Origin of the sequence: Billgrantia pellis (assembly GCF_008297955.1) — a bacterium.
In the GTDB taxonomy this organism is placed as follows: Bacteria; Pseudomonadota; Gammaproteobacteria; order Pseudomonadales; family Halomonadaceae; genus Halomonas; species Halomonas pellis.
In genome coordinates this window covers 319,193-342,102 of record NZ_VTPY01000001.1, presented here as the reverse complement: position 1 = coordinate 342,102, position 22,910 = coordinate 319,193, and the positions used below count along the sequence as shown (strand labels likewise).

Genomic DNA, 22,910 nt, shown 5'->3' with positions numbered 1-22,910 from the left:
GCTGAAAAAAGCCGAACGCTACGTTCGTAAAAATTCCCTACAGGCGCCGCTGAAGCGGCGCCTGCGTTTCACGTCAACGCATCGAGACCTCGTGCCAGATCGGCGCGAATGTCCCCGAACGCCTCGAGCCCTACCGATACGCGAATCAGTCCCTCCCCGATACCGGCGGCCTCCTTCTGTGCATCGGAAAGACGGCCGTGCGTCGTCGTGGCCGGATGCGTGATCGTGCTCTTGACGTCGCCCAGGTTGCCGGTAATGGAAAGCATCCGGGTCGCATCGATGACCGACCAGGCGGCTTCCCGCCCACCGCTAACCTCGAAGCCCAGCACCGCACCGAACCCTAGCTGCTGCCGACCGGCCAAGGCATGCTGTGGATGGCCCGGCAGTCCGCTATAGTGCACCTGCGTCACGGCCGGATGCTCCTGAAGCCATTCGGCCAACATTTGAGCGTTATCGCAATGGGCACGCATGCGCAGGCTCAAGGTTTCGAGCCCCTTGGTGAAGACCCAGGCATTGAACGGGCTCAGGCAAGGGCCGCAGGTGCGCACGACACCGAACACCTCCTCCAACTCCTGGTGACGTCCCACCACGGCTCCGCCCACCGTACGGCCCTGGCCATCGAGATACTTGGTGGCAGAGTGAATCACCAGGTCGGCGCCCAGCGACAGCGGTCGCTGCAGCGCCGGTGTCAGGAAGCAATTGTCGATGGCCAGCAATGCGCCGCGGCGATGGGCGATCTCGGCCAATGCGGCGATGTCGACCACTTCGGCAAGCGGGTTGGACGGCGTTTCCGCGAACAGCAGGCGCGTTCGTGGCGTGATCGCCGCCTCCCAGGCCGTCAGGTCCGATAGCTCGACGTAGTGCGTGACGATGCCCAGCTTGCCGAAATACTTGTCGAACAGACTGACGGTAGAGCCGAACAAGGAGCGCGACGCAACGATCTCGTCACCCGCCGAGAGCAGCGCGATCACGGTGGACAGGATCGCGGCCATGCCGGAGCTCGTCGCGACACAGCGCTCCCCACCCTCCAGCGACGCCAGGCGCTGCTCGAAGGTGCGCACCGTCGGGTTGGTAAAGCGCGAATAGATGTTACCCGGCTCCTCGCCGCCGAATTTGCGCGCCGCCTCGGCTGCGCTGCCATAGACGAAGCTCGAGGTGGGAAAGATCGGCTCGCCGTGCTCCTGCTCGTGGGTGCGATGATGACCCGCGCGGATTGCCAGGGTTTCCAGCGCCCAGTCCGCATCCAGGTTCGTATCGTCGTGCATGGTGGCCCTCAATCGTCGATGTCATCTTCCTGGTTGTGCATGCCCACCAGCGCATGCGCACCGAGGCTCTGCTGCTCCTTGGCCGCATCGTTGCGCGACGCCTCGAGCGCCGACAGGTAGCCTTCATCGATGTCGCCAGTGACGTAGCGGCCATCGAATACCGAGCAGTCGAACTGCTCGAGGCTGGGGTTGACCTCGCGGCAGGCCGCCTTGAGATCTTCCAGGTCTTGGTAGAAGATGCGGTCGGCGCCTATCAGCTCGCCCACCTCCGCTTCGCTTCGCCCATGAGCGATCAGCTCCGAAGCCGCCGGCATGTCGATGCCATAGACGTTAGGGTAGCGTACCGGCGGCGCCGCGGAGGCAAAATAGACCTTGTTGGCACCGGCATCGCGGGCCATCTGGATGATTTGCTTGCACGTCGTGCCGCGCACGATGGAGTCATCCATCAGCAGCACGTTCTTGCCCTTGAATTCGATGCCGATGGCGTTGAGCTTCTGTCTCACCGACTTCTTGCGCTGGGTCTGTCCCGGCATGATGAAGGTTCGTCCGATATAGCGATTCTTCATGAAGCCTTCGCGGTAGGTGACACCCAGGTGCTGGGCCAACTCCAGCGCCGAGGTCCGCGAGGTATCGGGAATCGGAATCACCACGTCGATGTCGTGATCGGGCCATTCGTTGCGGATGCGATCGCCGAGCTTGCGCCCCATCTGCATGCGCGTCCCGTAGACATAGGCACCGTCGAGGATGGAGTCGGGGCGTGCCAGGTAGACATGCTCGAAGATGCATGGCGCCAGCGAAGGTGCATCGGCACACTGTTGGGTATGGAACTTGCCGTCCATATCGACAAAGATCGCCTCGCCCGGAGCCAGGTCGCGGTGCAGCTCGAAGCCTCCCACGTCGAGCGCCACTGACTCGGAGGCGATCATGACCTCCTGTCCGGCGCCCTCGTCGCGGGTACCGAACACGACCGGACGGATGCCGTTGGGGTCGCGGAACGCCACCAGGCCGACACCGTTGATGATGGCTACCGCGGCATAGCCACCGCGGCAACGGCGGTGCACACGACGCACCGCGTCGAAGATGTCGCCAGGTGCCAGATGCAACCCCTGCTTGCCCAGTTCATGAGCGAAGACGTTGAGCAGCACCTCGGAATCGGAACTGGTATTGATATGGCGCAGATCGGAAGAGAAGAGCTCCTGCTTGAGCTGATCCGAATTGGTCAGGTTGCCGTTGTGGGCAAGCGCGATGCCATAGGGCGAATTGACGTAGAACGGCTGGGACTCCGCCTCGCTCGCCGAACCGGCGGTGGGATAGCGCACGTGACCGATGCCCAAGTTGCCCTTGAGACGCGCCATGTGGCGGGTGTGGAACACGTCGCGTACCAGGCCATTGCTCTTGCGTAGCAGGAAGCGCCCGTCGTTCCACGTCATCATGCCGGCGGCATCCTGCCCGCGGTGCTGTAGCACCGTCAGAGCGTCGTAGATCGCCTGATTCACGGTCTGCTTGGCCAGAAGGCCTACGATACCGCACATTCCACCTTACCTCGCATGCTGTTGCCGGCCGCGACCGGCAGAAGAAACCCGTGTTGCATCAGCGCGTGCCCTCGTCGCGCTCGCTTTCATCGATACGCTCGGGGAGCGGAAGTTGACGCCACCTTTCCGCCTGAGGCACACGCCCCTCCCAGCCCTCGAGCTGATCGACTGCCCAGTCTCGCAGTTGCTCGAAGGCCGGCCGCAGCTGCGCGTGCTGCCACGCCTGCAACTGAGCGAGTGGCGTCAGGCTGATGAGTATCGTGGCTACCACCAGTACCGCCGCGCCGCGCGCGGCTCCGAAGCAGGCGCCAGCCACGCGGTTGAAGAACCCCATGCCGACCCATTCCACGGCCGCATGAACCATGCGAATGACAATGCCGCATAGCAATACTACGCCCAGAATGACCAGCACGAACGCCAGCACCAGCCGCCCATCGGGATTGTCGATCACCCCCGCGAGCAGGTCGGCCACCGGCTCGGCCAGCAGGCGCGCCGCCAGCAATGCGATGATCCAGGCGGCCAGCCCCAGGCCTTCGCGCACCAGGCCACGCAGGAAACCAGCCAAGGTCGAGACGGACAGAAGCGCCAGAAAACCCCAGTCGATCCAGGTCAGCGTCATCGACTCACTCTCTTACCCGAACCAGCAGGCCCTGCAGGTTGGCCTGCTCCTTGACCTCGCTCATGGCCTGTTCACCCGCATCGGAACTGGCGTAGGGTCCCACGTAAACCGTCGTCATGCCATTGTCCCGACGACGGCTGTAGACCGAAAACCCTTGCGCCTGCAGCCGTGCCTGCAGGCGTTCGGCGTTGCCCACTTCGCCGAAGCTGCCGACTTGAACGGCCCACTCACCATCGGGCGTAGCGGATACGGGGGAGCGGCCGGACTCGTCAGTTTGCCGCTCGCTATCGATACGCTCGGAAGCTGCCTGGGCCAATTCGGCAATCGGATCCTCCCGCGGCGTCTCGGCGGCGGTAGACGACGCATTGGGCTCGCCACCGGAAGACGGCGACGCGACCACGGGCGGCACCTCGATCCCTGGCGACGATTCAGCCCCCGGCTCTTCTTCCAGTGACGCGGGCGGCTCGACCCGGGGGGCCTGTGTCTCGGGCGGGCGAATCTGTCCCAGGCTTTCCGGCGGCTGGGGGTCGGGCACGTCACGGCGCTCCACCTGTACCGGCTGTTCGATGGTGAGCTTCGGCTGCGGCCTCTCATCGCGCGGCGCCGGCTCGTCGAACAGCATCGGCACGAAGATCACCGCCAGCGCGACCAGGATGACTGCCCCGCTGATTCGTTCACGCATCCCGTACTTCATATGCCCTCCTGCCCCAGGCTAGGCCATCTGCGCCTGTTTCCATGTCAATATGGCCGCAACGGTTAAGAAGGAGCCGCACGCCAGCACACGGTCATCGGGCCCCAGGCGCTCGGCCAACCATCGCGCACCGGCTTCGGGCGACTCCCCCCGATAGGCGACATGCCCGCCCTGCGCCTCGATCCGCGCGGCCAAGTCCTCGGCACTGCGTGCGCGCTCGCCATCCAGGGATACCGCCACCCAGCCGTCCGCCACTCTATTCAACGCCGCTATCACGCCGTCGGCGTCCTTGTCGCCCAACATGCCGAGCAGTACCCAGGTGCGACCGCGGCTGGGTCTGACACTGAGCTGCCCGGCGAGATAAGCGGCGGCATGGGGATTGTGACCGACGTCGAGACACCATGGCCCCAACCACTGCATGCGGCCCGGCAGCTGCACGGCGCTCAGCGCGTGTCGACAGGCTGTCGTTTCCAGCGCAATGCCGGCCGATGCCAGTGCCTGCAGGGCCGTGGCCGCATTGTCCAGCGGCAAGCCCGGATCGGGCAAATCGGTCAGGCTGAGGCAGGCGCCATCGCGGCCCAAGCCGTTCCATTCCCAGCGGCCAGGCACCGCACGATGCCAGTCGAACGCTTCGCCCAGCGCCACCACAGGCGCGCCAAGGGCGACAGCGCCGTCTCGCACACTGGCAGGAAGCGCCCGACTGCCCAGCACGGCTGGACGGCCCGCACGCAAGATACCGGCCTTCTCGCGGCCGATACCCTCCAGATCGTCGCCCAGAAAGGCGGCATGATCTCGAGCGATGGTCGTGACGACCCCCACGTCGGTGTCGATTACGTTGACCGCATCGAGGCGTCCACCCAGCCCAACCTCAAGAATGGCGACATCGGGTCGTTGACGGCCAATCGCCCATAGGGCAGCCAGCGTTCCCGCTTCGAAATAGGTCAGGCTGACCGGCTCACCGTCCAGTCGCGCAGCTTCAACGGCTTCGAAGCCGGCCATCAGCGTGGCGTCGTCCGCCTCGCTACCGTTCAATCGCAGCCGTTCGTTGTAACGCAAGAGATGGGGAGACGTGTAGGCGGCGGTAGTCACGCCATGAGCGCGCGCCACGGCTTCGAGCATGGCTACCGTGGACCCCTTTCCATTGGTACCGGCGACGGTAATGACACACCCGGCCGGGCGCGTCTGCAACACCCCCATGCGGCGAGCGACCTCGGCGACCCTGTCGAGGCCGAGGTCGATCCCCACCGGGTGGACCTGCTCCAGATACGCCAGCCAGGCGTCGAGGCGCGATGCGTCAGAAGGGGGCACGGGCGTCAGCGCGGCGAATCGGAACGATCGGCATCCTCGTCGTCGGCGTAGGAGGTGTTCTCCTCCTCCGGCGCAGCCTGCTCGGGAGCCGGCTCGTATTCGCCTTCCGCCGCTTCCACGCGCTCGGCCTCGTCGACCAGGTCGGGCTCGAACAGCATGGAGTCCTCGATGCCGTTGGGTGGCTGATGGGTCAGCTTGCGCAGTATCGCACCCAGGCGATCGCGCATCTCGCCGCGGTGAACGATCATGTCCACCGTGCCGTGCTCAAGCAGAAACTCGCTCCGCTGAAAACCCTCAGGAAGCTTCTCGCGTACCGTCTGCTCGATCACTCGCGGCCCGGCGAAGCCGATCAGGGCGTTGGGCTCGGCGACATTGAGATCACCGAGCATGGCCAACGACGCCGAAACACCGCCGAATACGGGATCCGTCAGGACCGAGATGTAGGGAATGCCGGCCTCACGCAGCCGCTCCAGGGCGGCCGATGTCTTGGCCATCTGCATCAGAGAGAACAGCGCTTCCTGCATCCGTGCGCCGCCCGAAGCGGAGAAGCAGATGAAGGGAATGCGCTCCTCAAGCGCCAGGGTCGCGGCGCGGACGAATTTCTCTCCCACGACGGCGCCCATGGAGCCGCCCATGAAAGTAAATTCGAAGGCCACGACGATCACCGGAAGGTCATTCAGCGTGCCGCGCATCGCGACCAGGGCATCGTTCTCGCCGGTCTCCTTCTGGGCCGCATTGAGGCGGTCCTTGTACTTCTTGGAGTCGCGGAACTTGAGACGATCGACCGGCTCGAGATCGGCCGAGATTTCCTCGCGCCCCTCCTTGTCGAGGAACCAGTCGAGGCGTTTGCGCGCGGTCAAGCGCAGGTGGTGGTCGCACTTGGGACAGACGTTGTGGTGCTTCTCCAACTCGGGAAGGTAGAGCACCGCCTCACACTTGGGGCACTTGCGCCACAGGCCGTCGGGCACGCTGGCCCGGCGGTCCTTGCGCTGAATCCGTCCCATCGAGGGAACAATCTTGTCGAGCCAGCTCATGTCAGAAGGCATCCGTATGCTGTTGCGCCCGGTAGGACCGGGCGTCGTGAGTCATAACCTTGGGCAAGGGCAACGATTCGGACAAAGCCTAGCGCGGCGGCAGCGCATCCAGAGCCTGGCGCATCTCGGCGAGCACCGCCGACAGCTCCCCTGCAATCGTCTCCGGATGCTCGGCATGCTCGGCAATGCGCCCGACCAGGGCGCTACCGACGATGACGCCATCCGCCACCTTGCCGACCTCGGCGGCCGAGGCGCCGTCGCGAATGCCGAAGCCGACGCACAACGGCAGATCGGTCAGTCCACGCAGGGGCGCCAGGTGGCTTGCCACGTCATCGGCGTTGAGCGTTGCGGCCCCGGTCACGCCCTTGAGCGCGACGTAGTAGAGGTAGCCCTCGCCATGGGCGCATATTGTAGCGGCCCGTTCCCTTGAAGTGGTAGGGGCGACGAGAAAGATCGAGGCGAGTCCGCGCGCCTTGAGGATCGGACCGAACTCATCGGCCTCCTCGGGCGGCATGTCGACGGTCAGCACGCCGTCGATACCGGCGTCTGCGGCCTGATCGGCAAAGGCCTCGAGACCGATGCGCTCGACAGGGTTGAGGTAGCCCATCAGCACGATCGGCGTGTCGCGATCGGTCTGGCGAAATTCCCGCACCATCTCGAACAGTTGACTCAGGCGTACGTTGTGCCTGAGCGCCCGTTCGCAGGCCTTCTGAATCACCGGGCCATCGGCCATGGGATCGGAGAATGGCACACCCAGCTCGAGCACATCGGCACCGGCTGCCACCAGCGCGTGCAGGAAACCGACGGTGTACTGCGGTGCGGGGTCGCCGGCGGTGATGTAGGGAATCAGTGCCCGGCGGCCCTGAGCCTTGAGTTCGGCGAAGCGTCGGTCGATTCGATTCATTCTCAAAACTCCAGCCCGTCGATCTTGGCGACCGTCATGATGTCCTTGTCGCCGCGCCCCGAGAGGTTGACGACGATATGCTGGTCGGGCCGCATGGTCGGCGCCAGCACCTTGGCATGGGCCAGGGCATGGGCCGATTCCAGTGCGGGCATGATGCCCTCTACCCGCGTCAATTCGCGGAACGCCTCGAGCACGGCGTCGTCGTTGGCGGCCACGTAATTGACTCGGCCCACGTCCTTCCACAGCGCATGCTCGGGACCCACGCCGGGGTAGTCCAGGCCGGCCGAGATCGAATGGGTATCCGAGACCTGGCCGCCCTCGTCGGACATCAGGTAGGTGCGGTTGCCGTGCAGCACGCCGCGCGGCGCATTCGACGCCAGCGGCGCGGCATGGCGCCCGGTATCGACGCCGTCGCCGCCGGCCTCGACGCCGTACATGGCAACCTCGTCATCCTCGACGAAGGGATAGAACAACCCCATGGCGTTGGAGCCGCCGCCAACGCAGGCGATCAGCGCGTCGGGCAGCTTGCCGAACTCCTCCAGCGACTGGCGGCGCGCCTCGCGCCCGACCACGGCGTTGAAGTCGCGCACCAGCATGGGATAGGGGTGCGGCCCAGCCACGGTGCCGATGATGTAGAAGGTATCGTCGACGTTGGTCACCCAATCGCGCAGCGCCTCGTTCATGGCGTCCTTGAGGGTGCGCGTGCCCGAGGTCACCGGTATCACGGTGGCGCCGAGCAAGCGCATGCGATAGACGTTGAGCTTCTGGCGCTCGACATCCTCGGCACCCATGTAGACCTCGCACGCGAGACCGAGACGCGCCGCCACCGTGGCGGTGGCCACGCCATGCTGGCCGGCGCCGGTTTCGGCGATCACTCGCGGCTTGCCACTCATCTTGGCCAACAGGGCCTGGCCGATGGTGTTGTTCACCTTGTGCGCACCGGTGTGATTGAGGTCCTCGCGCTTGAGCCAGACCTGTGCCCCGCCGAGCTGCTTCGACCATCGCTCGGCATGATAGAGCGGTGACGGACGGCCCACATAGTGGGCCAGGTCATAGTCGAATTCGGCCTGGAAATCCGGATCGTCGCGAAGACTCAGGTAGGTCTTCTCCAGTTCGTCCAGGGCGAAGCTCAGGGTCTCCGAGACGAACCGGCCGCCATAGGGGCCGAAATGCCCGCGGGTATCCGGCAGTCGGGTCAGGTCACTGAACTTGCTCACGAAAGACACCTCACAGGATCGCCAGAAGGAACAGGATAAGATCGGGAAGACGAGGTAGCGGCACGGGCTCAGCCGCGCGACCGGTCGGTGGCGTTCACCGCGTGGGCAAACGCCACCAGTCGCTGCGGATCCTTGTGGCCGGGCGCAATCTCCACCCCGCCGGAGACATCCACCGCGAAGGGGCGCACGCGCACGATGGCATCGGCCACATTGTCCGCCGTCAACCCACCGGCGAGAATAACAGGTTTTGCCAGGCTTGCGGGGATTCGCGACCAATCGAACGTTTCCCCGGTACCTCCCGGCACCCCCGGGCGATACGCGTCCAGCAGCAGCGCCTGGGCGCCATCGTAGGCGTCGGCAGCGGCACTCAGATCGAGGCCGTCGCGCATGCGCAGCGCCTTGATCCAGGGCCGTTCGAAACCGGCACAGTACGCCGGTGTCTCGTCGCCATGGAACTGCAGCAGATCCAGGTGACGGCTCGCACGTAGTACGAGTTCGGGCGACGCGTCGACGAACAGCCCCACGCGAGTGACGAAGGCCGGCACCTGGGCGGTCAGCACGGCGAGGCGATCCTCGTCGACGTAGCGGCGACTGCCGGGCCAGAGCACGAAGCCGAGGGCATCGGCACCGGCAGCCACGGCATCGTCCACGTCCCGCTCGCGGGTCAGGCCGCAGAACTTGATGCGGGTACGCCCCGCTGTGCCGGTCATCGTCATGAGGACTTCTCCTCCAGTTGGGGATCGCTTGCACGCGTCTCGGTCACGGGGCGACCTCGACGAAATTCGACCATGGGACAGTTCGGCAGTTCGCGCTCGCCGGTCCATTCACCGAGGAAGGCCAGCAGGTTTGGCCCCAGCGGCTCGCGCGGGAGTCCCCAGGAGTCGTCGTAGAGCGAATCGACGAAGTGCAGCCCACAGGCCGGGGCGGTAACGTCGGAGCGAGTGCGGTCCTTGAGCGCCAGCAACTCGGCCAGGTAATCGTCGCCGCGCTCACCGCGTCCCACGGTGACCAGCGCGCCGGCAATGTTGCGAATCATATGGTGCAGGAAAGCGTTGCCCTGCACGTCGATCACGATCAGCGGCCCATGCCGATGCACCTCGATGAAGTGCAAGTGGCGCCAGGGCGTCTTCGATTGACAGCCGGCCGCGCGGAAGCTAGAGAAATCGTGCTCGCCCACCAACACCTGAGCGGCGCGATGCATCGCCTCGGCGTCGAGCGGGTCGCGACACCAGGTGGCGTTGGCCCGCTCCAGCACCGGACGACTCGGCTGATTGAGGATAATGTAGCGGTAGCGACGCGCCAGCGCCTTGAAGCGGGCATGAAAATCGTCCGGCACCTCGCGCACCCAGCGCACGGCGATGTCCCGCGGCAAATTGGCATTGACGCCGAACACCCAGGCCTTCTGCGAGCGAGGCGAAGGCACGTCGAAATGGACGATCTGCCGAGTGGCATGTACCCCAGAGTCGGTGCGCCCACTGGCATGCACCGTCACCGGCCGGCTGGCGACCTTGGATAGCGCCCGCTCCAATGCGGCCTGGATTGAGGGGGCGTGCTTCAGGCGCTGCCAGCCACAATAGGCGCTGCCGTCATATTCCACCCCCAGCGCCAGACGGCCTTTCAAGGGATGGTGATCGTCAAGGAGTCGAAACAGGGTCATGCGGCCATCAGAGTCGGTAGTGGGTGATCAGGTCCTGAGCCTGGTCGCGCAGCCGTTGATCACCTTCGTCAGCCAGCCGCCGCAGCATCGGGCGAGCACGCTCGGGCTCGCCGTCCTCGAGCAGACGCCGAGCCCACTCGAGTTCCCGCTGCCGTTCATCCTGGTCAGGGAACCCGTCATTATCCTGATCCAGCGGCGGAAAGGCTACCTCCTCCACCTCCCAATCGGGCTCAGGCGCCACGCTGTCACGCTCCTGGCCGCCTTCGGGCGTGAAGCCGCCCGTTCCGGTCACGTCGGACGCCCCCGTTTCGGCCATCCGCCCGCTCCCCGACTCTACCAGGGTAAACTCGACACGGGGCTGCATCGGCGTCTCCACTCGCTGCGGCGGCTCGGGGTCGAGCGATGGAGGCTGATAATCGATCACGTCCCATTCCACCGCCCCGCTCTGCTCGGGCGGCGCCAGCCCCATGCCCGCTTCGGCCGCCAGGCTCCGGGTAACCCGGTGCGTCGCTTCGTCGGAGGGTTCCGCCTTCCCTTCGCCATTGGCGTCATTCGATTCGTTGATCTCCTGCCTGACGACGTCCGCTTCTTCCCCTGGCATCTCGCTCGCCGATTCTGCCTGAGACGGCATGGCTTCGCTCGCACTCCCGTCCTCCGCCTCGAGTCCACGCGCCATGTCGGCAGGCATGCCGCCCTCCTGGACCGGAAGCCTTTCGTCCTTCGGCTCGATCGTATCCGTCGGCACGGCTCTCGTTTCGCCTTCGCCCTTAGCCCCTTCGGTACCGGCACGCGCCGCCTGGTGCCGGGCCATCAGCCGGCCGGCCTCGGCCAGCAGGGCGGAATCGCCCGCTTCGGCCAGCTTCTGCACTTCCCCCTCGGCGGCTTCCCAATGCCCTTGCTCCACTTGCACGTTGAGCAGCTTGAGGCGCAGGTCATGGCGCTCCGGCTCGTGCTCGAGGCTGGCCTCCAGCAATTCCCTCGCCTGATCGTAGCGCCCATAGGCCATGAAGATATCCGCCTCGCTGATGGCTTCGGCCTGAGGCGTCGTGACGCGCCTGTGCGGCGTCTCCCCGGGTTCGGCGCTGCCGACGGTCATGCCCGCCGTCATGGGAAGCACCGAGGTGCCGGCCGTGGACGGCGGCATGGCGTCGGCGGGAGACGGCATGCCGTGAATCACGTTAGACATGGACGAGAACCCTTGGGATGACGAAGCCTCCTGCTGGCGGCGTCGGCGCCCCCATAGCCATAGAGCGAGCAGCGCAACCAGCCCCGCTCCACCCAGTATCAGGCTCGGATCGAGTCTGCCCGGATACAGCGCCCCCCACCAGGGCGAGGTTTCGGAATGCGACTCCTGGGGGAGGGTGCGCCCCAGGCCGGCGCCCTCCTCCGTGTCCTCACTGTTGGCCAACAGCGCAGCCAACTGGTCACGCATGGCGTCGACCTCGCCGCGCAGCGCGCTTAGCTCCCGCTCCATGGCATCGCGTTCAGCCTTGATCTCCGCGAACGCCGCCCGGTTCTCCCGCCATGGCTGCGCGAGCCGGTCGCGTTCCGTATTGCCTCGCTCCCATGCCAGGTTGCCGGCACCCAGCGCCGCCAGGACATGGGCATCGATCCGCGGATTGTCCCCTGACGAAACCCCTTCGCCACTGGCCATGTCCAGGGCGGCCTCCGCTGCCAGTTCGGCATCGCTCAACAACGTCAGGCGTGGCGGCTCGGCGCTCGAAGCGGATGCGTCGGCGCTCACTTCCGACGTGGCTGGGGATGTCTCGTAGGAAGCCGCCGCGGAGGGCGTCCGTTCGGGGGCAATCGCCTGAACCGCCGGGACCGATTCCGGTTCGCCAGATGCGCTCGCGGACGTGCCTAGCGGTACGCGAGCGGGGGCGCCACTGCCTCGACTGGCCCAGACCTGGTTCATGGCCTGGACGATACGCTCGGCTTCCGCCGGCGAGCGCGAGGCGATGGCGTCGCGGGATGGCACCACCAGGGTATGTCCCGCTTTCATGGCGTTGATGTTGCCCGAAGGGAATATCTCGGGATTGGCTTCGACCAGTGCCACCATCATCTGGTCCATGTCGATAGCGCTATCGGGCCGCAGCCGGCCGGCCACCGACCACAGCGTATCGCCACTGCCAACCCAGGCGGGGTCACCGTGCCCGCTCGATACCGGCTGGCGCGCGGCCGCCACGGTGCCAGGGGTCGAAGCGCCCTCGGCCGCGTCACGCTCGCTCGCTGCGCGACGCGAGGCGGTCGTACCGTTGACAAGCACCGGCAACTGTTCATAGCCGGGCGGGTCGACCAGCAAGGTGAGTTCGCGGTATTGACGACCATCCGGCCAATCGAAGCGCAGCAGCAGATCCATCCACGGTTCGCGTACCGCCCGCTCGCTGGCGAGCGTGACCACCCATTGTCCCTGGCGCACGTCGACATCGGCACGCACGCTGGCCGCGAGTGACGTACGGGCCAGTCCGGCGGATTCGAACTCTCGTGCATCAGCGACACTCACCTTGAGCCGCTCGGGGTCGAGGCCCGCGGTATCGGTGAGCGGAACGACGGCCCGCAGCGGTGCGTTGAGCGTGGAGCGCACGTTGGCCTCACCCACGCCGAGAGCCAGCGCCAGGGGCGAACCGGCTGTCGATAGCGACAGAAGCATGGCAATGGTCAGCTTGCGTCTCATTGAATTCCCTTGCGTTGCCGTTATGCAGCCAGTCGATCCGGATTCACCGAAATGGATGAGAGGCCTTATAGGAAATATGTATCACAAATCCGGTATGACGTGCCCGCCTCGACCGCTGCGGCAAGCAGAACGCCGCATCTCCTATGCCGGATACGAAAGCGGGGCATCTCCCGAAGGAGATGCCCCGCCATCACCGCGGGTAGCGGATCACTGCTCGCGCAGAATCCTCAGCATACGCTTGAGCGGTTCGGCAGCCCCCCACAGTAGCTGGTCGCCGACAGTGAAAGCCGAGAGATATTCGCCCCCCATGTTCAGCTTGCGCAGGCGGCCCACCGGAACGCTTAGAGTCCCGGTGACGGCGGCTGGCGTCAGTCCGGCGATGGTGGCCTCCTTGTCGTTGGGGATCACCTTGACCCATTCGTTGTGCTTGGCCAGGCGATCCTCGATTTCATCGATCGGCACGTCCTTTTTCAACTTGATGGTGAAAGCCTGGCTGTGGGAACGCATGGCGCCGATTCGAACGCAGAGCCCATCGATCGGAATGGGGTTGTCCTGCAGACCGAGTATCTTGTTGCTTTCGACGCTGCCTTTCCATTCTTCGCGGCTCTGGCCGTTGTCGAGTTTGGTATCGATCCACGGCAGGAGGCTACCGGCCAGCGGCGCGGTGAAGTTCTCAATGGGAAAACCCTGTCCCTGCATGGCGGAGGCCACCTTGCGATCGATGTCGAGAATCGCGCTCGAGGGATTATCGAGCTCGCTCTTGACCACGTCGCGCAGCGCCCCCATCTGATTGAGCAGTTCCCGCATGTGCTTGGCGCCGGAGCCGGAGGCTGCCTGATAGGTCATGGAAGTCATCCACTCGATCAGATCGGCTTCGAACAGCCCGCCCAAGCCCATCAGCATCAGGCTGACGGTGCAGTTGCCGCCCACAAACGTTCTGGCGCCGCGGGCCAACTGGTCGTCGATGACATGCCGGTTGACCGGATCGAGCACGATGGTGGCCTCGTCCTCCATGCGCAGGGTGCTGGCGGCGTCGATCCAGTAGCCCTTCCAGCCGCCTCCACGCAGGTCGCCGTAGACCTGCTTGGTGTAGTCGCCGCCCTGGCAGGTGACGATCACATCGAGCGCCTTGAGCGCCTCGATGTCGGTGGCATCCTTGAGCGGAGGCACGTCCACGCCGACGTCGGGGCCGGGCTGACCGGCTTGGGAAGTGGAGAAGAAGATCGGCTCGATGCCGTCGAAATCTCCCTCTTCCACCATGCGCTGCATGAGCACCGAGCCCACCATGCCGCGCCATCCAACGAAACCGACTTTCAACATGTGAAGTCCTCCTGGAAAGAATGAGGCCCATAGTATACATGACCCGGCCTCACCTCGCAGGCGAGCCCGGGCCCAGGTAACGGCAGGGGTGGGAGCTGGCGCTCAGGCCGCCTCGAAGGCCGTCAGCACGGCATCCCCCATATCACGGGTGGAAACGGTACGAGTTCCTTCTGAGGCAATATCCGCGGTCCGCAAACCGTCGTCCAGCACTTTCCCCACGGCGCCCTCGATGCGCTGGGCGAACCCGGGCTCACCGAGCGAATAACGCAACATCATCGCCACCGAGAGGATGGTGGCCAACGGGTTGGCCATGTTCTGCCCCGCAATGTCCGGCGCGCTGCCGTGGCAAGGCTCGTACATGCCTTGTCCACTCTCGTTGAGCGAGGCCGAGGGCAGCATGCCGATGGAGCCGGTCAGCATGGCGGCGGCGTCAGAAAGGATGTCACCGAACATATTGCCGGTGACCATCACGTCGAACTGCTTGGGGGCACGGACCAGTTGCATGGCGGCGTTGTCGACGTACATGTGCGAGAGCTCGACATCGGGATACTCCGGCGCCAGCCGGTCCATCACTTCGCGCCACAGAATGGTGACCTCGAGCACATTGGCCTTGTCGACGCTGCACAGACGCTTGCCCCGCTTCTGCGCCAGCTCGAAGGCGACTCGGCCGATGCGCTCGATCTCGCTCTCGGAGTAGACGTAGGTATTGAAGCCGACCCGCTGGCCGTCGCGCGCCTCGATGCCGCGGGGCTGGCCGAAATAGATGCCCCCGGTGAGCTCGCGCACGATCATGATGTCCAGCCCCGCCACCAACTCGGGCTTGAGACTAGAAGCGGAAGCCAGCTGCGGGTAAGTGATGGCCGGGCGCAGGTTGGCGAACAGGCCGAGGTTCTTGCGCAGGCCGAGCAGGCCCTTCTCGGGGCGCTTGGACAGGTCCTCGAGCTTGTCCCACTTGGGACCGCCCACGGCGCCGAGCAGGATGGCATCGGCGGCCTTGGCCTTGTCCAGGGTGACGGCGGGCAGCGGCTCGCCATGTTCGTCATAGGCGCTACCACCCACCAGCGCCTCCTCCACCTCGACGTCGAGCCCACGGGCCTGGCAGGCAGCCAGGATGCGGCTGGCTTCGGCAGTGATCTCGGGGCCGATGCCGTCACCCGGCAGTACCAGAATCTTGCGTGTCATGTTGTTCCATCCTCGTCCATGCCATCCTCGAGCGAATGGCGGCGGGCTGTACGGCGACAGGCCTGAGAGGAGGCGCTGTAATACTTCCCTGTACGCTACCGATGCCATCCATGGCATGACCTCCTCTTCGGCCTGTCCCCCACGCCCTTCCATTCTCGGTTAGTCAACTTGTCCCGGATCAGCCCCGCTGCCTCCGGCAGATGCAGAAGGCGAATGCAGGGTGAGCGCGTCAGGCCTGGGCGGACTCGCGAAACAGCCACGGCCGCTCGGCGCGATGGCGCTGCTCGAAGGCGCGAATGGCGTCCTCGTCCTGCAGGGTGAGGCCGATGTCGTCGAGCCCCTCGAGCAGACAGTGCTTGCGGAAACCATCCACCTCGAATTCGAGGATCTCCCCGCTTGGCGTGATCACGCGCTGGCTCTCGAGGTCCACATCGAGGCGATAGCCTTCGTTGGCTTCCACTTCGCCAAACAGCCGGTCGATCGTCTCCTCGGGCAGGGTGACCAGCAGCAGGCCGTTCTTGAACGCGTTGTTGTAGAAGATGTCGGCGAAACTCGGCGCGATCACCACACGAAAGCCGAAGTCCTCCAATGCCCAGGGCGCATGTTCGCGGGAACTGCCACAGCCGAAGTTGCGCCGCGCCAGCAAGACGCTTGCGCCCTGATAACGTGGCTGGTTGAGCACGAAATCGGGATTCAGCGGGCGCTGGGAAACGTCCTGACCGGGCTGCCCCTCGTCGAGGTAGCGCAGTTCGTCGAACAGGTTGACGCCGAAGCCGGTGCGCTTGATCGACTTCAAAAACTGCTTGGGAATGATCAGGTCGGTGTCGACGTTGGCCCGGTCAAGCGGTGCAACGAGGCCCGCGGTGCGTTCGAACTTTCTCATGGTTTAGGCCTCCTTTGCGACGGGCTGGGCGTCGAAACGACGAACGTCGACGAAGTGACCGGCAATGGCAGCGGCGGCGGCCATGGCCGGGCTGACCAGATGGGTGCGCCCGCCGTAGCCCTGACGCCCCTCGAAGTTGCGATTCGAAGTGGAGGCGCAGTGTTCGCCGGCCCCGAGCTTGTCGGCGTTCATTGCCAGACACATGGAACAGCCCGGCTCGCGCCACTCGAAGCCCGCCTCGATGAAGATCCTGTCGAGCCCCTCGGCCTCGGCCTGGCGTTTCACCAGGCCCGAGCCCGGCACCACCATGGCGAGCTTGATCGAGTCGGCGACCTTCTTGCCGCGCGCCACCGTGGCGGCCTCGCGCAGGTCCTCGATGCGCGAGTTGGTGCACGAGCCGATGAACACCTTGTCGAGCCTGATGTCGGTAATCTTCTGCTTCGGCGCGAGCCCCATGTACTCCAGCGCGCGGGTGTACCCGCGCTTGACGGTGTCATCGCCCTGCTCGGCCGGGTCGGGCACTTCGCCGGAAATGCCGGTGACCATCTCGGGGCTGGTGCCCCAGCTCACCTGGGGCTCGATCTCGGCGGCGTCCAGCGTCACCACCTTGTCGAACCGGGCGTCCGGGTCGGAGACCAGATTGCGCCAGTCCGCCACGGCGGCCTGCCACTGCTCGCCTTTCGGTGCAAAGGGGCGCTCGGCGAGATAGTCGATGGTGGTGTCATCCACCGCGATCAGCCCCACCCGGGCGCCGGCTTCGATGGCCATGTTGCACACCGTCATGCGCCCTTCCATGGAAAGATCGCGAATGGCACTGCCGGCAAATTCGATGGCGTAGCCGGTGCCCCCGGCGGTACCGATCTTGCCGATGATGGCCAGCACCACGTCCTTGGCGGTGACGCCGGTGCCGAGTTCGCCCTCGACGCGCACCTGCATGTTCTTCATCTTCTGCGCCAGCAGGCACTGGGTGGCGAGCACATGCTCCACCTCGGAGGTACCGATGCCGTGGGCAAGGGCAGCGAAGGCGCCATGGGTGGCGGTATGGGAGTCGCCGCAGACCACGGTCATGCCCGGCAGCGTGGCGCCCTGCTCCGGCCCCACCACGTGAACGATGCCCTGGCGTGGGTCGTTGATCTTGAACTCCTCGATACCGAACTCGACGCAGTTGTCGTCGAGCGTCTGTACCTGGATCAGCGACACGGGATCCTTGATCCCGACGTTGCCTTCCGCGCGCTCCTTTACGGTGGTCGGCACATTGTGGTCCGGCGTGGCCAGGTTGGCGTCGAGCCGCCACGGCTTGCGACCGGCCAGGCGCAGCCCTTCGAAGGCCTGCGGCGAGGTCACTTCGTGCAGCAACTGGCGGTCGATGTAGATCAGTGCGGTACCGTCGTCGCGCTCCTTCACCAGGTGCTGCGACCACAGCTTGTCGTAAAGCGTCTGGCCTGCCATATCGTTCTCCCGGGCGCTATGGCCCTGTTCTCATGCGGTCGGTCCCGAGCTGCACCAGCACCGCGGCTGTTACGGCGACAGGCCCCGGAGCGCCGGACCGATGAGGCGCTGTGAATACTTCCTTGTCCGCTACCGATGCCCTCCACGGCATCGGATCTCCTCTTCGGCCTTTCCCCGGCGCCGCTCACGCTGCAGCAACCGCCAAGCTATCGGTACGGATGACTCTCACTTGGCTCTCTTTGGTGTCATCAAGTCTTGCGCGACTCGTTCATAAAAGCAATTCATGTTATTTATTCAATGGATTCCCTTAAGGAATAGATGTTGAATCGATGGATACCCAAAGTCTTCAAGCCTTCCTTGCCGTGGCCGACAGCGCCAGCTTTTCCCGCGCCGCCGAGCAGCTCTACCTGACGCAGCCGGCGGTCTCCAAGCGCATCGCCACCCTTGAGGAGCAGATCGGCGCGCGGCTGTTCGACCGCATCGGCCGTCGCGTCACCTTGACCGAGGCAGGCCAGGTGCTGCTGCCCCGCGCCCGCCAGATCCTGGTGATGGTGGACGACAGCCGCCGCGCGCTGGTCAACCTGACGGGGGATGTCGGCGGTAGCCTGACCCTCGCCACCAGCCACCATATCGGCTTGCATCGTCTGCCGCCGCTACTCAAGGCCTATACCCGGGCCCACCCCGAGGTGAGCCTGGATCTGCGCTTCCTCGATTCGGAGCAGGCTTATCAAGGTGTGCTCGATGGCGAGCTCGAGATCGCCGTGGTGACGCTGGCACCGCACCCCGATCCACAGCTTGATGTGGCGCCGGTGTGGAACGATCGGATGTGCTTCGTCTGCGCCCACGATCATCCCTTGGCAGATCGAGGACGGCTGACGCTGCACGAGTTATGCGCTTTCGACGCTGTGCTTCCGGGGCCGATGACCTTCACCCGCACCTTGATCGAGTCACGCTTCGCAGCAGCCGGTCTCGAACTGCCCGTGGCGCTCTCAACCAATTACTTGGAAACCCTCAAGATGATGGCCGCCATCGGCCTCGGGTGGAGCCTACTGCCGGAGCGGCTGGTCGCCGGCGAATTGCATGAACTGGAGGTAGAACACCCGACCATCCATCGCTCGCTGGGCTACCTGACGCATCGCAGCCGCACGCTCTCCAATGCCACCCGGGCCATGCTGGCCCTGCTGGAGGAAGCTCGCGACGAGACGGGCCGCAACTCGCTGAGGTAATATTTGTTAGATTGCTCATGAATAAATGCCAACAATGACTCGACGGAGCTCTGCAACCCCGTGGCCACGCCCGACACGCTATCGACATCCTTCCGGCATGCCCTGGCCGGCACGCTGATTCTGCTCGGGCTCGCTCTGCAGATCCTGAGTTTAGCCAAGCTCGCTCCGTATCCCCCCTTGGTTGGCTATTCACTGTGGCTGGCAACGCTCCTGCTATGGCGCGACATTCCGCGCCGTACCCGGTGGCAGGCCGGGGCCTTGGCGGCGATCGGCCTGGGCCTACTGAGCCTGGCGAGTTGGCGTTACGCCGCCGACATCGCCTGGCCGGCGATCACCAGTGGCAATACTTACGTCGTGGCAATGCTGGTCGGAGTCAGCTTCATCGGCCTGATCGGCAATCGCAGCGGCTCCAAGCGCGCGCTGGGCCGACCGATCACCGGATTGCGAGGAACGTCGGGAACTTGGCTTGGCGTGCACCTGCTCGGCACCATCCTCAACCTTTCGACGGTGTTCATGATCGGCGACCGGCTGGCCCGGCGCGGCCCGCTGACCACCCCACAACTGCTGGCACTCAATCGTGGGCTTTCCAGCGCGGCACTTTGGTCTCCGTTCTTCGCCTCGATGGGGGTGGTGATGACACTGGCCCCGGCCATGGACTATTCCCGCATCCTGGTCGTCGGCCTGCCGCTGGCCCTGCTCAGCGGTCTGCTGTCCACACTGGAGCTGTCGCGACGCTTCGACCTCAGCGAAGTGGCCGGGTTCTCACTATCTCCCGGCAGCCTGCTGATGCCTGTCTCGATGGCGGTGCTGGTCATGCTGTTCCATTTTCAGCTCACTCCCGAGCTCGGCATCGTCAGCATCATCACCTTCTTGCTGCCGGCGGTGGCCCTCGCCACCAACCTGCCCGCGGGGCCTCGCTGGACGCTGCGTCGCGTACGCCAGCACACGCTGACCCGGTTGCCGGCGATGCGCGGCGAAATTGCGCTGTTCCTCTCGGCAGGCCTGCTGACCCTGGGGCTGTCAACGCTCGTCTCCGCCGCGACGGGCAGCGAGTGGACGCTGTTCGTCCACTTCGGCCCCGTTCAGGCCGTGATGAGCTTCCTGGCGATCGTTGCCAGTGCCGTGGCCGGCCTGCACCCCATCATCGGTGTCTCGGTACTCGCCTCGATGCTCGACCTTTCGGGTAACGAATCCACACTGTTCGCCTTCACCGGGTTGGCCTCGTGGGCAGTGGGCACTTCGGTGGGCCCCCTCTCGGGGATCAACCTGTCGTTGCAAGGGCGTTACGGCGTCAGCGGCTACCGCATGATGCGACATAACCTGGTCTATGCCGCAGCGATGACGACATTGGTGGTAGCGGCCATCCTGCTCACCGGGACCTAGACCCTGTTTGCATGACGATACTGGCCCTGAACGACCAGAAATCACACGCTGCGGTAGCACAATATTCCAACCTGCCTCGCGCCCATTCTCCTGTGCATTTCATGCATCACAGCGAAGAATTTCAGGAGGAACGCCCCGCCCCGCCATGTAACACTACGTGACGAATCACAGGCGCATCACTCTTTGCTGGCGAACGCACTTTTCCTGAGGCGCTCATGATCGGGTACCACTATTTTCGCAATAACGGCTTTCTTTGGCGCAAACACCTGGGGGCCCTGCTTCCTTTATCCATGCCGCATCGAAATCCCGGGCTTCGCCAATCACAGGCCATAGCGCTGCTGGCCAAGCATTCTGCCTTCTTGATTCGCTGGGAGTCCGACTTCGATAGCGACGCTCCCACGGAGTGGTGGCACATCATCAAGTCGAAACCCGAGGAGCTGCAAGATCTCAGCGCCAACACCCGCAACAAGGTTCGGCGAGGAGAGCGACAGTTTCACGTCGAACCGGCGTCTCGTGACGATATCCTAGAGGAAGGGCATAACGTCTACTGCAGCGCCTACCAGCGCTACGAGACTTTCGAACCCATGATGTCGAAGACCGACTTCATCAGAGCGATCCACGATCTGCCGACGGAGACCGAATTCTGGGCCGTCCGCGATCGGAAAAGCGGGAAGATGGAGGCTTTCAGCGAGAATCTCGTCATGGATGGGGCCTGTTTCTATCTCTCCATCTGGGTGACTCCCGATGCGCTGAAGCGATACGCATCTTACGCGTTGATCCATCATATGAACCGTCACTACCTCAACGCGCGGGGACTCGCCTATGTCTCGGATGGGGCCAGAAACATCAGTCACGAAACCGGCATACACGATTTCCTCATCGAGCGCTTCGGGTTTCGCAGGGCCTACGCCAGGCTGCATGTCGCCTACTTTCCGTTGCTGTCGCCGGTGATTCATGCGCTCTTTCCCTTCCGCCGTCGAATCGGCCAGGCCCGGGGAAGGTTATGGAAGAAGCTCACTGTGCTGCTGGAACAGGAAGCCATACGGCGTTCCTTTCGGATACACCGAAGCGAAAGAACGGTAACCGGCTGACCTCCTGCTTCGCCATGCCCCAGTCCGGATGCGATAATCACGTTTACTGGAGTGACACCGTGAATCTCTTTCGTCCCGTATCACGTAGCAAGAAGCGTAAGCTGGATATTCTCCTGGCCTCCATGGGACTGTTTCTCGTTTGGTGGCTGATCGGTCTGGCCTGGATAGCCGCCACGATCGACACCCGCCGGAATGGCCTTTTTACGCAGCAACGTGTCGGCATGAATGGCAGGGCCTTCACGCTCTACAAAATACGGACCATGCGGGATGCCCCGGGCGTCACCACGACGGTGACCTGCTCACGGGACCCACGAATTACGCCGTTGGGACATCTGCTGCGCCGGACCAAGGTGGATGAACTGCCTCAGCTCTGGAACGTGCTGAAAGGCGACATGAGTTTCGTTGGCCCCCGCCCCGACGTGGAGGGTTTCGCCGACAGCCTGGAAGGAGAGCAGCGTCAGTTACTGCGCGTCCGTCCCGGCATCACCGGCCCCGCCACGCTCAAGTACCGGGATGAAGAAGCGCTTCTCGACAAAGCGGCGGATCCGGAGGGTTACAACCGTAACGTCATCTGGCCGGACAAGGTCCGCATCAATTTGCATTACCTGAGAGAGTGGAGCCTTGCCGAAGATTTGAAGTTCATCTGGCGAACGCTGGCAGGATGAACGAGCTGGCAGAATGGGCGAAAGAGGGCGTGAGGGGAGCCAGTGGCATCCTGGCACGAAGCCCCCCGTCCAGTAGCGGCAATGCCGAGCGTCACTTCGGAGCACGCGCAAAATACCGGTGGCCGCATTGATGACACGGTTCTATGCGTGCCACTCCCTCCAGGTTGACCTCGGCACCGCAGTGCACGCAGACCATACGTCCCGGCGCGGCAATCTCACCCTCGCAGTAATCGGCGCGCGAGGCCTCGAGATCCTCGTTGAAACGGACGTTCTCGACGATGCTGCGATCGGCGATCGACAGCAGTGAATCGACCACCTTGCGTGACAGCACGGTCAGGTCGATGCCCAGCCAGCTCGCCACCCCCTCCCCACCGGCGGCAAGGTAGTGCCGCATGTCCCGGAGATCACGCTCTACCCAGGCTCTGAGCAGCGCGAGTTCGTCCTTGGTGAATTCCTCGAACTCGGCTTCGAATTCCACGGCCTCATCCAATTCCCGCTGCAACGCTTCCCAGTTCAGGTCGCCCGCGCCCTCGCGCAGGCGGGTCAGCATGCGCTCGTAGCCTTCACGCATCCGATGTTCGCGATGTGAGTCGGGGCGTTCGCTCATGATCATCTCCTCGAAGCGGCTCATGGCAAGGACCGGGCATGGCCGGACCTGCTCTACTGGGGTATCCTTGGTTACCATTTAGACGTCATCTCGCCGTCGGATCAATGTTTTATCCTCTTTATCCAGACGTTGACTGACGCCAGACAATTCCAGCGGAAGCGCACGCTCCCCGTGCCCGAACACTCTAAGGTCATGACGAAAGC

At 64.4% G+C, this 22,910-nt stretch carries 20 protein-coding genes; 4 read left to right on the top strand and 16 right to left on the bottom strand.

The annotated features are described in order from the left end of the window. Positions 1-68: 68 nt before the first annotated feature. From F0A17_RS01605 to leuC, 15 genes are all read right to left on the bottom strand, one after another. Positions 69-1,265 carry an O-succinylhomoserine sulfhydrylase gene (locus tag F0A17_RS01605; protein WP_149326588.1) on the bottom strand — a complete coding sequence of 399 codons (1,197 nt, stop codon included), beginning with the start codon at positions 1,263-1,265 and terminating at the stop codon, positions 69-71. A gap of 8 nt (positions 1,266-1,273) precedes the next feature. Continuing rightward, positions 1,274-2,797, bottom strand: coding sequence for an amidophosphoribosyltransferase (purF, locus tag F0A17_RS01600; RefSeq protein ID WP_149326587.1), 1,524 nt, complete (start codon positions 2,795-2,797; stop codon positions 1,274-1,276). 58 nt (positions 2,798-2,855) lie between these two features. Further along, positions 2,856-3,416: a CvpA family protein gene (locus F0A17_RS01595; RefSeq protein WP_149326586.1), complete on the bottom strand. Its 561-nt coding sequence runs from the start codon at positions 3,414-3,416 to the stop codon at positions 2,856-2,858. A 4-nt stretch (positions 3,417-3,420) separates the two neighbouring features. Further along, complete coding sequence (locus tag F0A17_RS01590) at positions 3,421-4,110, bottom strand: SPOR domain-containing protein (RefSeq protein ID WP_187774588.1); 690 nt, start codon at positions 4,108-4,110, stop codon at positions 3,421-3,423. 18 nt (positions 4,111-4,128) lie between these two features. Further along, positions 4,129-5,415, bottom strand: a complete 1,287-nt coding sequence (gene folC, locus F0A17_RS01585) for a bifunctional tetrahydrofolate synthase/dihydrofolate synthase (protein ID WP_149326585.1) — start codon at positions 5,413-5,415, stop codon at positions 4,129-4,131. A gap of 5 nt (positions 5,416-5,420) precedes the next feature. Next, positions 5,421-6,449 carry an acetyl-CoA carboxylase, carboxyltransferase subunit beta gene (gene accD, locus F0A17_RS01580; protein ID WP_149326584.1) on the bottom strand — a complete coding sequence of 343 codons (1,029 nt, stop codon included), beginning with the start codon at positions 6,447-6,449 and terminating at the stop codon, positions 5,421-5,423. 88 nt (positions 6,450-6,537) lie between these two features. Further along, positions 6,538-7,353, bottom strand: coding sequence for a tryptophan synthase subunit alpha (gene trpA / locus F0A17_RS01575; protein ID WP_149326583.1), 816 nt, complete (start codon positions 7,351-7,353; stop codon positions 6,538-6,540). A 2-nt stretch (positions 7,354-7,355) separates the two neighbouring features. Further along, positions 7,356-8,570, bottom strand: coding sequence for a tryptophan synthase subunit beta (trpB, locus tag F0A17_RS01570; protein ID WP_149326582.1), 1,215 nt, complete (start codon positions 8,568-8,570; stop codon positions 7,356-7,358). Between the two features lie 68 nt (positions 8,571-8,638). Continuing rightward, a complete protein-coding gene (locus F0A17_RS01565) occupies positions 8,639-9,280 on the bottom strand; it encodes a phosphoribosylanthranilate isomerase (RefSeq protein ID WP_187774613.1) in 642 nt (213 codons plus the stop codon). Between the two features lie 2 nt (positions 9,281-9,282). After that, on the bottom strand, positions 9,283-10,227 hold the full coding sequence (truA, locus tag F0A17_RS01560; RefSeq protein WP_149326580.1) for a tRNA pseudouridine(38-40) synthase TruA: 945 nt from the start codon (positions 10,225-10,227) through the stop codon (positions 9,283-9,285). 7 nt (positions 10,228-10,234) lie between these two features. After that, positions 10,235-12,901, bottom strand: coding sequence for a FimV/HubP family polar landmark protein (locus F0A17_RS01555; protein WP_149326579.1), 2,667 nt, complete (start codon positions 12,899-12,901; stop codon positions 10,235-10,237). Positions 12,902-13,108: 207 nt separating this feature from the next. Beyond that, positions 13,109-14,221 carry an aspartate-semialdehyde dehydrogenase gene (gene asd / locus F0A17_RS01550; protein ID WP_149326578.1) on the bottom strand — a complete coding sequence of 371 codons (1,113 nt, stop codon included), beginning with the start codon at positions 14,219-14,221 and terminating at the stop codon, positions 13,109-13,111. A 102-nt stretch (positions 14,222-14,323) separates the two neighbouring features. Further along, positions 14,324-15,403: a 3-isopropylmalate dehydrogenase gene (gene leuB, locus F0A17_RS01545; RefSeq protein ID WP_149326577.1), complete on the bottom strand. Its 1,080-nt coding sequence runs from the start codon at positions 15,401-15,403 to the stop codon at positions 14,324-14,326. A gap of 229 nt (positions 15,404-15,632) precedes the next feature. Beyond that, complete coding sequence (leuD, locus tag F0A17_RS01540) at positions 15,633-16,286, bottom strand: 3-isopropylmalate dehydratase small subunit (protein WP_149326576.1); 654 nt, start codon at positions 16,284-16,286, stop codon at positions 15,633-15,635. Between the two features lie 3 nt (positions 16,287-16,289). Next, on the bottom strand, positions 16,290-17,735 hold the full coding sequence (gene leuC, locus F0A17_RS01535) for a 3-isopropylmalate dehydratase large subunit (RefSeq protein ID WP_149326575.1): 1,446 nt from the start codon (positions 17,733-17,735) through the stop codon (positions 16,290-16,292). Between the two features lie 329 nt (positions 17,736-18,064). On the opposite strand from leuC, the gene F0A17_RS01530 reads away from it, so the two are divergent. The 4 genes from F0A17_RS01530 (at position 18,065) to F0A17_RS01515 (ending at position 22,100) form a co-directional block, all read left to right on the top strand. Continuing rightward, on the top strand, positions 18,065-18,961 hold the full coding sequence (locus tag F0A17_RS01530; protein ID WP_149326574.1) for a LysR family transcriptional regulator: 897 nt from the start codon (positions 18,065-18,067) through the stop codon (positions 18,959-18,961). A gap of 60 nt (positions 18,962-19,021) precedes the next feature. Further along, on the top strand, positions 19,022-20,344 hold the full coding sequence (locus tag F0A17_RS01525) for a hypothetical protein (RefSeq protein ID WP_149326573.1): 1,323 nt from the start codon (positions 19,022-19,024) through the stop codon (positions 20,342-20,344). A 215-nt stretch (positions 20,345-20,559) separates the two neighbouring features. Next, on the top strand, positions 20,560-21,435 hold the full coding sequence (locus F0A17_RS01520) for a hypothetical protein (RefSeq protein WP_149326572.1): 876 nt from the start codon (positions 20,560-20,562) through the stop codon (positions 21,433-21,435). 59 nt (positions 21,436-21,494) lie between these two features. After that, positions 21,495-22,100 carry a sugar transferase gene (locus F0A17_RS01515; protein ID WP_228716769.1) on the top strand — a complete coding sequence of 202 codons (606 nt, stop codon included), beginning with the start codon at positions 21,495-21,497 and terminating at the stop codon, positions 22,098-22,100. Between the two features lie 91 nt (positions 22,101-22,191). On the opposite strand, the gene F0A17_RS01510 is transcribed toward F0A17_RS01515, so the two are convergent. Further along, positions 22,192-22,707, bottom strand: coding sequence for a zinc ribbon-containing protein (locus F0A17_RS01510; RefSeq protein WP_149326571.1), 516 nt, complete (start codon positions 22,705-22,707; stop codon positions 22,192-22,194). Between the last annotated feature and the right edge of the window lie 203 nt (positions 22,708-22,910).

Excerpts from the sequence above, each read along its gene's own strand:
- trpA (WP_149326583.1), bottom strand. The coding sequence starts at position 7,353 with ATGAATCGAATCGACCGACGCTTCGCCGAACTCAAGGCTCAGGGCCGC.
- F0A17_RS01555 (WP_149326579.1), bottom strand. The coding sequence starts at position 12,901 with ATGAGACGCAAGCTGACCATTGCCATGCTTCTGTCGCTATCGACAGCC.
- F0A17_RS01510 (WP_149326571.1), bottom strand. The coding sequence starts at position 22,707 with ATGAGCGAACGCCCCGACTCACATCGCGAACATCGGATGCGTGAAGGC.
- leuD (WP_149326576.1), bottom strand. The coding sequence starts at position 16,286 with ATGAGAAAGTTCGAACGCACCGCGGGCCTCGTTGCACCGCTTGACCGG.
- F0A17_RS01565 (WP_187774613.1), bottom strand. The coding sequence starts at position 9,280 with ATGACCGGCACAGCGGGGCGTACCCGCATCAAGTTCTGCGGCCTGACC.
- F0A17_RS01530 (WP_149326574.1), top strand. The coding sequence starts at position 18,065 with ATGGATACCCAAAGTCTTCAAGCCTTCCTTGCCGTGGCCGACAGCGCC.
- leuC (WP_149326575.1), bottom strand. The coding sequence starts at position 17,735 with ATGGCAGGCCAGACGCTTTACGACAAGCTGTGGTCGCAGCACCTGGTG.
- accD (WP_149326584.1), bottom strand. The coding sequence starts at position 6,449 with ATGAGCTGGCTCGACAAGATTGTTCCCTCGATGGGACGGATTCAGCGC.
- asd (WP_149326578.1), bottom strand. The coding sequence starts at position 14,221 with ATGTTGAAAGTCGGTTTCGTTGGATGGCGCGGCATGGTGGGCTCGGTG.
- F0A17_RS01605 (WP_149326588.1), bottom strand. The coding sequence starts at position 1,265 with ATGCACGACGATACGAACCTGGATGCGGACTGGGCGCTGGAAACCCTG.
- F0A17_RS01590 (WP_187774588.1), bottom strand. The coding sequence starts at position 4,110 with ATGAAGTACGGGATGCGTGAACGAATCAGCGGGGCAGTCATCCTGGTC.
- F0A17_RS01520 (WP_149326572.1), top strand. The coding sequence starts at position 20,560 with ATGATCGGGTACCACTATTTTCGCAATAACGGCTTTCTTTGGCGCAAA.
- truA (WP_149326580.1), bottom strand. The coding sequence starts at position 10,227 with ATGACCCTGTTTCGACTCCTTGACGATCACCATCCCTTGAAAGGCCGT.
- purF (WP_149326587.1), bottom strand. The coding sequence starts at position 2,797 with ATGTGCGGTATCGTAGGCCTTCTGGCCAAGCAGACCGTGAATCAGGCG.
- F0A17_RS01595 (WP_149326586.1), bottom strand. The coding sequence starts at position 3,416 with ATGACGCTGACCTGGATCGACTGGGGTTTTCTGGCGCTTCTGTCCGTC.
- leuB (WP_149326577.1), bottom strand. The coding sequence starts at position 15,403 with ATGACACGCAAGATTCTGGTACTGCCGGGTGACGGCATCGGCCCCGAG.